Source organism: Armatimonadota bacterium, assembly GCA_017993055.1.
Taxonomy (GTDB): Bacteria; Armatimonadota; UBA5829; order DTJY01; family DTJY01; genus JAGONM01.
The window spans coordinates 118,403-130,347 of the sequence record JAGONM010000006.1 but is presented as its reverse complement, the minus strand read 5'-3'; the positions used below and the strand labels follow the sequence as shown (position 1 = coordinate 130,347).

At 61.1% G+C, this 11,945-nt stretch carries 11 protein-coding genes; 9 read left to right on the top strand and 2 right to left on the bottom strand.

The window, feature by feature from the left end:
• The first annotated feature begins 209 nt into the window (after positions 1–209).
• From ftsE to KBC96_04245, 7 genes are read left to right on the top strand one after another with little or no spacing between them, the layout of a single operon-like run.
• Positions 210–902, top strand: a complete 693-nt coding sequence (gene ftsE / locus KBC96_04275; GenBank protein ID MBP6963606.1) for a cell division ATP-binding protein FtsE — start codon at positions 210–212, stop codon at positions 900–902.
• On the top strand, positions 883–1,764 hold the full coding sequence (gene ftsX, locus KBC96_04270; GenBank protein MBP6963605.1) for a permease-like cell division protein FtsX: 882 nt from the start codon (positions 883–885) through the stop codon (positions 1,762–1,764). Before ftsE ends, ftsX begins: the two co-directional genes overlap by 20 nt.
• A gap of 37 nt (positions 1,765–1,801) precedes the next feature.
• On the top strand, positions 1,802–2,947 hold the full coding sequence (locus KBC96_04265; protein ID MBP6963604.1) for a peptidoglycan DD-metalloendopeptidase family protein: 1,146 nt from the start codon (positions 1,802–1,804) through the stop codon (positions 2,945–2,947).
• Between the two features lie 51 nt (positions 2,948–2,998).
• Positions 2,999–4,396: a hypothetical protein gene (locus KBC96_04260; protein MBP6963603.1), complete on the top strand. Its 1,398-nt coding sequence runs from the start codon at positions 2,999–3,001 to the stop codon at positions 4,394–4,396.
• A gap of 5 nt (positions 4,397–4,401) precedes the next feature.
• Entirely contained in the window at positions 4,402–5,694 is a 1,293-nt protein-coding gene (locus tag KBC96_04255; protein ID MBP6963602.1) for a S41 family peptidase, read from the top strand.
• 2 nt (positions 5,695–5,696) lie between these two features.
• Positions 5,697–6,686 carry a polysaccharide deacetylase family protein gene (locus tag KBC96_04250; GenBank protein MBP6963601.1) on the top strand — a complete coding sequence of 330 codons (990 nt, stop codon included), beginning with the start codon at positions 5,697–5,699 and terminating at the stop codon, positions 6,684–6,686.
• A gap of 24 nt (positions 6,687–6,710) precedes the next feature.
• Entirely contained in the window at positions 6,711–7,634 is a 924-nt protein-coding gene (locus KBC96_04245) for a hypothetical protein (GenBank protein ID MBP6963600.1), read from the top strand.
• Between the two features lie 75 nt (positions 7,635–7,709).
• On the opposite strand, the gene KBC96_04240 is transcribed toward KBC96_04245, so the two are convergent.
• On the bottom strand, positions 7,710–8,999 hold the full coding sequence (locus KBC96_04240; protein ID MBP6963599.1) for an MFS transporter: 1,290 nt from the start codon (positions 8,997–8,999) through the stop codon (positions 7,710–7,712).
• 97 nt (positions 9,000–9,096) lie between these two features.
• On the opposite strand from KBC96_04240, the gene KBC96_04235 reads away from it, so the two are divergent.
• Together KBC96_04235 and KBC96_04230 are read left to right on the top strand one after the other, a co-directional pair.
• A complete protein-coding gene (locus KBC96_04235; GenBank protein MBP6963598.1) occupies positions 9,097–10,476 on the top strand; it encodes a sn-glycerol-1-phosphate dehydrogenase in 1,380 nt (459 codons plus the stop codon).
• Entirely contained in the window at positions 10,454–10,918 is a 465-nt protein-coding gene (locus KBC96_04230; protein ID MBP6963597.1) for an RpiB/LacA/LacB family sugar-phosphate isomerase, read from the top strand. Before KBC96_04235 ends, KBC96_04230 begins: the two co-directional genes overlap by 23 nt.
• Before the next feature lie 24 nt (positions 10,919–10,942).
• Here the strand turns inward: KBC96_04230 and KBC96_04225 are convergent, their stop codons facing one another.
• A complete protein-coding gene (locus KBC96_04225; GenBank protein MBP6963596.1) occupies positions 10,943–11,902 on the bottom strand; it encodes an ROK family protein in 960 nt (319 codons plus the stop codon).
• Positions 11,903–11,945: the final 43 nt, after the last annotated feature.

The following is an 11,945-nucleotide window of genomic DNA, read 5'->3' as shown; positions in this document are numbered from 1 at the left end:
ACTTCTCTTAGGGTTATACTGCTCATCGATGCTCCTCCGTTTCGCTCGCTTGATTCGTGACCAAATCAAGTCTACGAAACGGGGAGCATCTTCGCAAATCTACACACTCAAAGCTTACGCCACTGGACGCCCACGTATCTCCGGGATCGGTTGCAATGCCCGAACCCATTTGATATACTGGCACAAGTCTGAGCGCGGCGGACATATCCATGATCGAGTTCCGTAACGTATCCGTGGAATACCCGAACGGCGTCCATGCTCTTCGCGGCGTTGACCTCAAGGTAGAGCAAGGCGAGTTCCTCTTCGTCGTCGGCAGCACGGGCACCGGGAAGTCCACGCTGCTGAAGCTAATCTACCGCGAGGAGGTCCCGACCGAGGGTACCGTCACGGTCGGGGGACAGAACGTGAACAGGCTTCGGGGCGGAAGGATACCAAGACTCCGCAGGGGCATCGGGGTCGTCTTTCAGGACTTCCGTCTTCTTCCCGACAAGACCGCCTGGGAGAACGTGGCGTTTGCCCTGTACGTCATCGGCGCACCCAAGAAGCAGCTTCGCTCCCGCGTGGCCGAAGTGCTCGACCTGGTCGGCTTGCTCGGCAGATCCGATGCGTACCCTCACCAGCTCTCCGGCGGAGAGCAGCAGCGAATCGCCATCGCCCGCGCCCTCGCCAACAAGCCCAAGGTAATACTCGCAGACGAACCGACGGGCAATCTCGATCCGGACACCTCCTGGGAGATCATCCAACTGCTGGACCAGGTGAACGGCGGCGGCACGACAATGATCGTCGCCAGCCACGATCAGCACATTGTCGACAGGCTTCGACGGCGCGTCATCCGCCTCGACAACGGCGCGCTCGTGAGCGACGAAGCGGAAGGCGCCTACCATGAGCTTGCGCGGTCTTGAGTATGCCATCGTCGAAGCGTTCGTCAGTATCAGACGGAACGGACTCATGTCGTTTGTTTCGGTTTCCACGCTGGCTCTTACGCTGGCAGTGATGGGTGCGTTCGGGCTGCTGATCCTCTGGCTGCAGAGCGTCGCCGGAACACTCCCCAACAAGCTCGAGATAGCAGTATTCCTCGATAAGGCAACGACAAGCGAAGACGCCGCCACGATTCGCTCGCGCGTGGCCGCCCTGCCCCACGTGAGATCCGCCGATCTGATACCCGCGGACGTGGGATGGCGGGAGTTCAAGAAGAGCATGGGTGGGGAACTCGAACTGGAGGGCGTCGAGAACAATCCGCTGCCCGACATGATCCGCGTCAAGGTGGGCCATGCGGAGCGCATCGTCGCTACCGCCGATGAGATTCGCGCGATGGCGCATGTAGACGAGGTCAATGAAGGCCGGAGCATGGTGGACGGACTCGTGCGCTTCGCTCATCTGATAAAGATTCTCGGTGGGGCGGCGGGGATCGTCCTTTTCCTCGTCACGATGTTCATCATCAGCAATACCATCCGCCTCACTGTGTTCGCCCGACGGCGCGAGATCAAGATAATGCAGATGGTCGGCGCAACGAACTGGTTCATCCGACTTCCGCTGATGCTCGAGGGCATGGTCCTCGGAGCCATCGGAGGGGCTCTCGCATGCGGCCTGATCTGGTTCGCGACGACCCACGTCGTGAAGGCGGCGACAAGAATCATGCCTCTTCTGTGCCAGTTTTCACTGTGTCTGGAACCAATCCAGTTCATTGGCGGTCTAATACTAATGGGCTGCCTCGTCGGAGCTATCGGAAGCATGATCTCGATGCGCCGATTCCTCAAGGCCTAGGGAAGGCTATGGGCGCGAGTTCAGGAGGAGCGAGCCGATGCACAGGTATCTGAGATCTGCGCTGGCGGCGATTGCGCTGATCAGCATGGCGGCCGCGTTCTCGGACACGTCAGCCACTGCCGCGTCACTTCGCGAGCTTCAGCAGCGGCTACAGGCGAACTCCAGGAACATCAAGGAGTATCAGACCAAGCTGAGAGCGACCAAGAGACGCCAACACGTCGCTTCCAGTCAGGTGATCCTGGCTCAACGCAGGCTGGGAGTCCACCGGGCCAGGCTCTCAGATATACGCGGGCAGCTCTCCGTGACGAGAGCGGAACTCGCAAGGGCGAGAACCGAGCTGGCGCTGGTGGAAGCCAGGCTGAAGAAGCGGAGAGACCTGCTGTCTGTTCGGCTGGTGGACACTTACAAGCATGGGACCGTAAGCTACGCGGGGGTGCTTCTGGGATCGGAGGATTTCTGGGACCTGCTGAGCCGCGGATACGTGCTGCGGAGGATACTCGACAGCGACGTCCAACTCGTGCAGGCGATAAAGGAAGACAAGGTAACTGTAGAGGCCTACGAGAGGACGCTCGCACACAAAGAACAGCAGCGTGTCGAACTGGAGCGCCAGCAGACTGCGGCCACGCAGGCTACTCTGCGGGACGCAAGGCAGAAGCAGTACCTGCTGCAGCAGATTGAAAAGGACCGCGCAGCATACGAGCAGGCGTTGGCCGAGTTCCAGAAGGCGTCGGCCGGACTGGAGAGGATGATACGCCGGATGCAGGCGACTCCGGCCGGCCGAAAGAGGGTTGCGAATCCCTGGCGTGGATCATATGCGTGCCCGATCAGTGCGAGCTATCGGATCAGTTCGCGGTTCGGATGGAGAACGCATCCCGTTCACGGAGGGCGCAGCTTTCACACGGGCGTGGATCTCGCTTGTCCGGGCGGGACGGGGATCAGAGCCGCGGCGGGCGGAGTGGTGATCCATTCGGGATGGTACGGAGTCTACGGAAACACCGTGATTATTGACCACGGAGGTGGGGTCAGCACCGTCTACGCGCATTGTTCATCTCTCCGGGTCTCTGCAGGCGCGTCCGTCAAGCAGGGGCAGACGATCGCGGGTGTAGGCAGCACCGGCCTCAGCACGGGTCCGCACCTGCACTACGAGTTGAGAAAGAACGGGACTCCGCAGAACCCGCTCTAGATTCGATGAGAAATACCCGGGCGTCGGCCCGGTGACGAGGAATAGTCTGATTTGAAGAAGACTTACGGCAGAATCGCATTATGGACAGTGATCGCCGGTGTGACCGCCGGCGCGTTCCTGGGAGGCAAGGAACTGCGTTCAAGGCAGGAGTTTGTGGCGCTCGCAGGCACCCTTCCGGTGCAGGCCAGCGCCCTGTTGAAGCTCACGCCGGAGCAGCCCCCCGTCAAGATAGACTCGATGGGGACCGCGAAGGGCGACACCAAGTACCGCGACCTGCTGAACAGCGTCCTGAAACTCATACAGGCTCACTACGTCGAGAAGATCACTCCGGAGGTAGAGACCAAACTCGCCCGGGGCGCGGTCCAGGGGATGCTCGATGTCATTGGCGATCCCGATACGCGATTCGTCGACCCGAAAGAGACGAAGCTGCTCGACGATGCCGCCACAGGAAGGTTTCACGGTATCGGCGCCATCCTGGCATTGAAGCGCGAGGGCCAGGACGATGAGGCGACCCAGAAGGTGGTCGTGGTCGCGCCGATGCCGGGGAGTCCAGCGGAGAAGTCCGGGCTCCTTTGCGGCGACACTATCACCGACGTCGGCGGAAAATGGGTAATTGCATACGATCCGGGCTTCGCGAAGCTCCGCAGGGCGATCCAACACCAGGACATTGACCGGCTGGAGTTCAAGAAGTCCTGGGAGGCCGCCGAGAGCAAGTTGAAAGGCGGACTCAGCATCACGGACGCCTTGGAGGAACTGACGACCAAGACGTCGGGCGAGACCACCCTCACAGTAGAACGCACGGGAGTCAAGGACCCAATCGAAGTGAAGCTGCTGTTCCACGAGACCAGGGTGGACCCGGTCACCTCGAGCATGCTGACCAAGAACGTCGGCTACCTCCGGATCGCACAGTTCAATCAGCAGGCAGCGAGCAAGTTCGCCGCCGAAGTCGCCAAGGTTCGTAGCGAGGGCGCCAAAGCGCTGGTCCTCGATCTACGCAACTGCCCGGGCGGCCTGCTCGACGTGGCCACAAGCATAGCCGCGCAGTTCACCGGCGGAGGCACGGTCGCGATAATCCGTGAGCAGAACGGCCGCCGTCCCATCCGCGTCACACCCACCAAAGCGTTCTCGATGCCGGTCGCGATTCTCGTAAACGGCGGCACCGCTAGCGTGGCGGAGTTGGTCGCCGGCACCCTCAGAGAATCAAGATCGGCTACGCTCGTCGGCACCCAGACATTCGGCGATGGGCTCGTCCAGACGCCGCTGGTCCTGAGAGACAAATCTGCAGCCCTGGTCACCACGGGCAAGATGCTGACTCCGAAAGGCGTTGATTTTACCGGAGTAGGGCTGAAGCCCGACAAGGAGGTCCGCCCCGGCGACAGCGGCTCCGATGCGCAACTCAATGAAGCGCGTAGGCTGGTCGAATCGAAGCTGAGCAGAGGGAGGGCATAAGACCGATGAAGAGATTACATCTGACCGCGATGGTTCTGCTCATAGCCTTCTCGTTCATAAGCGGCTTCGCCTACCAGGATGTTTCCGCCTCTCGCGATGCGGGCACGCTGATCGGCAGCCTGAGCGCACTCCCTTCCCGGCTTCAGACCGCAATCGGCAGCGAACTCACTGAATCGAGCGCCGATCTGCCCCCCGTCCAGACTTTCTGGGATGTTTTCTCCTATGTGGAGGCAAACTACTACGGCGACGGCAGGAAGAAGTCCGACGAACTCTGCTACGCCGCCATCAGCGGAATGCTGGGCGCGCTCGGAGACCGCTATACGCGCTTCCTTGATCCTGACCAGAACAAGCAGATGCAGGAGGATAACCGGGGCGACTTCGAGGGAATCGGGGCCAAACTGGAAATGAAGGAGAGCCAGGTCCGGATCGCCCAGCCCCTGGAGGACAGCCCCGCGAAGGCGGCCGGCATCAGGAAGGGTGACGTCATAATCAAGGTAGACGGCAAGCCCACACAGGGCTTGGAACTCGAAGACGTCGTCAAGATGATCCGCGGGCCTCGCGGGACTTCGGTAACACTGACGATTAAACGCATTGACGCTGCGGACACCTTCGAGGTTACGATCGTCCGAAAGGTGATAACCTCGCCGATAGTCGAGTGGCGGGTCGAGGACGAATCGAGCAAGATCGGCTACATTCAGCTCAGCCAGTTCAACGAGAAGAGCGACCTGCTTTTCGACAAGGCACTGACGGACCTGGAGAGCAAGGGAATGCGCGGACTGATTCTCGATCTGCGAGGCAACCCGGGCGGACTCCTCGATGTCGCCATCGAAATCGGGAGTCGCCTCATTGACAAGGGCGACATTGTTGTGATTCAGGACAAGGGTGGGCGACAGAGCAGATACGGCGTACAGTCCCAGCAGCAGAATCACAGGCTGTATCCCTTAGTAGTGCTTATTGACGGCTCGAGCGCGAGCGCTTCGGAGATCATCGCGGGGGCGATACAGGACCACAAGGCGGGGACTCTCGTCGGTACGGACAGCTTCGGCAAGGGAAAGGTGCAGACGATAATGAGCCTTCCCGATGGCTGCGCGGTGGTTATCACTACCGCGAAATACTTCACACCGAGCCTCCGAGACGTTGACAAACTCAAGATTCACCCCGATGTCGTCGTGGAGCCTTCGGACGATGACATCAAGAACGATGTAGATTCGCAGCTTAACAAGGCAGTGGAGATACTTAAGACCCGGCTCAGCGGCGACAAAGCGCTTGCCGGGAACGGCGCAGGTGAAAAGAGCTAGAGATGTCTCCCCGAAGATCCGCAGGAAGAAGCCTCGTCGCGAGGGCAATGAACGGCCTGTCAGCACTCGCGATTGTCGGGCTGGTCGTGGGCGCAGTATTCGTGCTCACGGCCAACCAGGGGTGTCTACCCGGGAGTAGCGGATACCGCGGCCAATCTCAGCCACCCGCAGTTCAGCCTCACCGGCAACCGGACGACGACTCTCGAAAACCCACCCGGGCGCCGAGACCTGAATCGGCGACCACCAAACGCTACTCCGAGGACCAGCCGCCGACCTCTCAGGGCGAGGCGTCGAAGGAAGAAGGGCAGATGCAGAAGGAGCCTTCGCACCAGATGGCAGGGCCAGATGCCTCCACGAAACACACGCATTCCGCGCCGCTGGCTTCGGCGGGTGAGGTTTCCAGAGGCAGCGCCGACAGTCCGAGAATCGCCATCACCCTTGATGCAGGGGCGGCCAGCGCCCCGGTTGAGAAGATACTCCGGGCGCTGACGAAACACGGTGTCCGATGCACCTTCTTCCTCACCGGCAGGTGGATTGAGCAGAACCCGGCTCTGGCGAGGCGCATCGCCGATCAGGGACATGAGATAGGCAACCACTCCTACTCCCACCCAGACTTCACTCGGATCTCGGACACCGAGATCGTGAAGCAGTTGAGCAGGACAGAGGAGCTGTCACTGCGCTTGATCGGCCGGAGCACCAAACCCCTCTTCCGGGCACCGAGTGGCGCGCGCGACAAGCGCGTCCTCGGCCTGGTTGGCGGGGAAGGCTACAGCTCGATCTACTGGGACGTAGATTCATGGGATGCCTTCAAGCGCGGAATCACGTCCGAGCAGATAACCGAGCGAGTGCTGGATCGCGTCCGCAACGGATCAATCATACTGATGCACTGTGGAAGCCAGCCGACTGCCGACGCCCTCGACGGCTTGCTGGCAGAGTTGAAGTCCCGCGGATACCAGCCCGTTACCGTGAGCGAATTGCTGAGATACCGTTGATCTCGCGTCGCCCGGAGCGTGCAGATGCAGGAGCAGAACGTCCAACGGCATGAGCGCAACCGCCTGCTGGAACGGAGCGTGTTTCTGTTCATCATCGCCCTCCTGGTCGGATGGGCGGCGTACGACCACATCATTAATGCCCCATGCAGTGTAGTTGTAGACGCAAAGCCCGTCGTCACGCTCGAATCGGTCCGCGCGGCTCGGTCGGTACTGGACGTCACTTTAGCCCGCAAGCTATCCGGAAAGACCGTCACATCGCCGTCATTCGAACAGCATATCGTTCTGAAGCGCGCTTCCAGGGATGCAGGAGTCTCTTTGACGCAAGACGCCGCCGCGATTCTCGACAGGATTCTAACGTTGAAAGCCCATGCCTATGCGATTCTAGTGGACGGCGAACCGGTTGCGGCCCTTCAGAAGCGCGACGAGGCGCAGCGCGCGCTTGACTTGCTGCTCAAGAAACACTCACAGAACATAAGGAACCTGTATGCGCAGCCGAAGTTCATGGAAGTCGTCGCGCTGGACAGGTGCTACCTGGACGTCGACAGGATTCTGGCGACATCGGAGGAGGCCGCCGACTACCTGAGCAAGCCACATGGTAGGCCGGTCTATCACACCGTAGAACCGGGCGACCGCGCATACAAGCTCGTTGCTCAATACCGGACATCTCTGGCTGAACTCGAGAGGCTGAATCCGGCCCTTGACATCGAGCGGCTGACCGTGGGCGACAGGTTGCTCGTCAGCATGCCCAAGCCACCGTTGACCGTCGTGACAAAGGCTCTCGTCACCACCGTCACCCCGATCAAATCACCCCCGATGCGCGGCATCCCCTCCAAGATCGGCAGGCGTCAGACGTGGATGGTCGTCACCTACGAGAACGGCATAGAGGCCCGGCGCGACGTCACCCGGGTCATGACCGCCTGGGACAAGCCATCATCGAAGAGCCGCTAGCAGACGAAAGGTTGGTATATGCGAGATCAAAGCCCCTACACACCGGGCCAGGCTACTGGACCTATCCAGGGGCTGCTAGTCCTTGCCGACGATCATCACGATCGGAGCCCGGAGTGTCCGGCATATCATGCGGGCGGGCAAAGACCCGGATGTCAACAGGATCCGGGACTTGTTGGCGGCCAAATCGGGATGCGACTCTCTCACAAACGTGACGAAGATCAACCCGCCGACCAGCGCGACTATCGCGAACAGGCCGTACATAGCGGCCAGCGATGTGCGGTCCGCCACGAACCCCCCGACGAACGGCCCGACGGCCATCGAGGTCGCCATCACCATCGTCAGCAACCCCTGGCCGGTCGCCCTGTCCCCTGCTGACGAATCGGCGACGAACGCCATCGAGGAGACCAGCATGAAGCTGAACGTGAGACCGTGGAACATCTGGACCAGGAATACATCGTAGGGGGTCCGAAGCTGCGAGTACAGAAAGAGCCTCAGGGGAAGCGTGAGGAAGGCTATCACGAGCGGCGGACGGCGTCCGATCCTGTCGGACGCGCGACCGACCCATATCATGAAGGGAATCTCGACGACCGCGTTGACCACCAGCGCCAGCGCGATCAGTGACTTCGATCCGCCGAGCAATTGCAGGTAGAGGCTGAGGTAACTCATAGTGCTCGACTCGGCCGTCCTATAGAGGAGAAACGCGGCGAGGAACAGAACCAGATTTCGGTTGCCGAGCAACCGTCGGATGCCTGTCAGGCGCGCATGTTCCCTCGGCGTCGAGGTGTCCGACTCCACCGTAAAGAGGATAGTAACCCCGCTGGCAAGGAACAGCCCCGCGATAAACGGCAACAGGTTCTTCCCTGACACAAGGCTCGGCACAGCGCTCACGACGAGCAGCGAGGCGATGAACCCTATCGAACCCCAAATCCTCGTCCGCCCGTACATCGCCGCGGTGCCGCCTGTGCCCGCCGTCCAGTCGTGGATCAGCGCGCTGGTGAGAGTCGAGACAGCAAAGAACACAACCCCCGAAAGTGTGTAGAGCGCGCAGAACTCCGCGAACGTCGTCGCCATCCCGTAGAGAAGATACGATCCGCCCAGGGCCGCCGTACCCAGCACCACAAGCGGCCTGCGCCGGCGCAGTCGGTCGGACAGCACCCCGAGCGGAATCTGCGTTGCGGCTCCGGCGATCGCGTAGAGCGCGCTCAGGATTCCGTATTGGCTGAGCGTGATGCCCCGCGCTCTCAGGTATAGCGGCATGAAGCCCACGACAAACCCTAGCGCTGCCAGGGAGAAGAAGTAGTACGCACTCAAGGCGTTGTCGTTAGCGCGGCCATCGCGTTCAGGCTGCGGGTTCGCGCGAGTCATGCGGTAGTTTTCCACAGTTGTCGGCGCATAACCTTGGTGACACACAGAACCTCCGTTCGCAGAGAGGATATGCTATACTGATGCCATGTGCGGGCAGATGAAGGAGACTGAACAGAGGCTTCATGAGGCGATCAAGGGCGTCAGCACTACCAAGAGAGTGATCATCGGCCCAGATGCTCTGGCGCAGACGCCCGCCTGTTTTGCGGAGTGCCTCGGCAGCCGGCCATCGGTCGTCATTGCCGATAGAAACACGTATCGGGCCGCCGGCCAGGCGGTAGTCGATGCCTTCGCAGCCGGCGGTTTCCGGACGCGCGAGCTGCTCGTGATCGAGGATGACGACCTGCACGCAGAATACCGGTTCGTCGAGATGCTGACGGAGTTTCTGAGCGGGACCGACGCAATCCCCGTCGCGGTCGGCTCCGGAACGATCAACGATCTCGTGAAGCTTGCCTCGCATCAGTGCGGCAAGCCGTATATGGTGGTCGCCACGGCCGCGTCGATGGACGGCTATACGGCCTTCGGCGCGTCTATCGCGAAGGACAACTACAAGCAGACTATCTTCTGCCCTGCCCCTGTCGCGCTGATAGCCGATATCGGTGTCCTCGAGAACGCACCCGAGGGGATGAATGCCTCAGGCTACGCGGATCTCATCGCCAAAATCCCGGCCGGCGCAGACTGGATGTTAGCGGATGCGCTCGGCATCGAACCGATACATGAGGCGGCCTGGTCGCTCGTCCAGCCGAATCTGCGCAAGTGGGTGGACAACCCTGAGGGAATCAGAAACAAGGATCGCGATGCCCTGATCATGCTGATGGAGGGGCTCACCATGAGCGGTCTGGCGATGCAGGTCGCGCAGTCGTCCCGACCGGCGTCCGGGGCGGACCACTTGTTCAGCCATCTGTGGGACAACGAGCACCACGTCTACAACGGCATCGCGCCTTCGCACGGGATCAAGGTCGGTATCGGCTCGATATGCTCCGAGGCGCTCTACGAGTACATTCTCAGCCTGAACGCTGACGATATACGATACGATGCCGACTTGATCAGCAGGCGATGGCCGACGTGGAGTGATGTAGAGGCTCAGGTCGCGGAGCACTTCCGAGACCCTCAGCTCGCCGAGCAGGCTACGGCTCAGTGCAAGGGCAAGTACATCAATGCCGATGCGCTGTCCGCCAGGTTGAAGCGTTTGCACTCGATGTGGGAGGACCTCCGGGTGAGACTGCGGGGGCAGCTGCTCGGCGCGGGAGCGATCCAAGACATGATCAGCCGGGCCGGCGCAGCGTCACTCCCAACCGAGATCGGGATCGGCTACACTCGCTTGCACGACTCGTTCAGGCCCGCTCAACTCCTCAGACAGCGCTACACGGTGCTCGACCTTGCGCTCGAGATGGGCGTATGGGATGAGAGCGTAGGATCGTTGTTCGGCCCGAATGGATTCTGGAGGAATGCACAGGATGAAGATTGCGATAGACTGTGACGACGCAGCGGTAAGTCTCAAAGCGACCGTTCTCGGTCACCTGAGGACGAAGGGCTTCGATGTCACCGACCTGGACTACCTGGCGGCGAACGAGGGCGCCTTCTACCCCGAGATAGGCTACAACCTTGCGCTCAAGATCCAGCGCGGCGAATACGATCGCGGAATCCTCATCTGCGGGACCGGTCTCGGAATGGCGATGGTCGCCAACAAGGTCGAAGGGGTCTATGCGGGAGTCTGCCACGACGTCTTCTCAGCCGAGCGCCTGGTCAAGAGTAACAACGCCCAGATCCTGACGATGGGAGAGCGGGTGATCGGCCATGAGCTGGCGAAGAAGATAGTCGACGCGTGGTGTGAGTCGGAGTTCCAGGGCGGAGGATCCGCCGCCAAAGTCGAGCAGATGAGAGCACTGGAGAAGGAGTCCTTCCGCGCAGGGAACCGCTGACACACCCTCTGCGCGCAGCAGCCGTCAGAAGACCGACAGCGCCGCCCCGATGATTGCCGCCGAGTCACCAAGACCCGCGGGGAGCACGTGCACCGGCGGAAGGTTGGTGCCGGGAAGCACGCTGTTCGACTCGACGAATGCCTTCACAGGCTCGAACACGAATCTGCGCACCGAACCGACAGTGCCGCCGATGATCACGGCTTCCGGATAGATCATTCTGATCGTGTTGATCAGCGCCGCGCCTAACGCGTCGGCGGCGGTGGCGAGCACCGACACAGCGAGTCCATCACCCTGTTTCGCGGCCTCGACGACCGTCCGAGCGGTTATCTCATCGACGCTGTTCCCGGCAAGCTCAGCGATTATCGACCTTGAGCCGTCCGCAATGGCCTCCCTTGCGCGACGCGCGAGCCATGCTCCACCTGCGAGAGTCTCTAGACAACCACGTGCCCCACATCCGCAGATCTCCTCGCTACCGGCGATCAGATGGCCGAACTCTCCTGCCCTGTTTCCGATGCCTCGAACGAGCTGCCCGCCGTAGATCACGCTGCCACCGACCCCGGTGCCGATGGCGGCGTAGATGAACGAGTCGAACCCTCGTCCGGCGCCCACCATAAGCTCGCCCAGCGCCGCCATGTTCGTGTCCTTGTCGACGACCGTTCGGACGCCAGTGTGTTCCTCGACCGGAGACCCTATCTCCAAATCCCGCCAGCCCAGATTCGACGCCGACACCATCGCACGCCTCTCGTTGTCTACCAGCCCGGCGGCGGCGATCCCGATGCCCGCAAGGTCGATCACTTGCACCTCAGCCTCGGTCAGAAACCGTTCGACCTCGCAAAGAAGTTGTGTCATTGCGCACGACTGGTCGCGAAGGTGGCTCGATGACGTGCGCTTGGAGTGTCCGACACTGCCCTCCCGATCAATCACCCCCATGCGGAGTGCACTGCCGCCGATCTCGATTCCAAGTGCGTGGGTTTGGTGGGTCATGGGTCGCGTGGGTCCCACGGGTCCCATGTGAATCATGGGACCC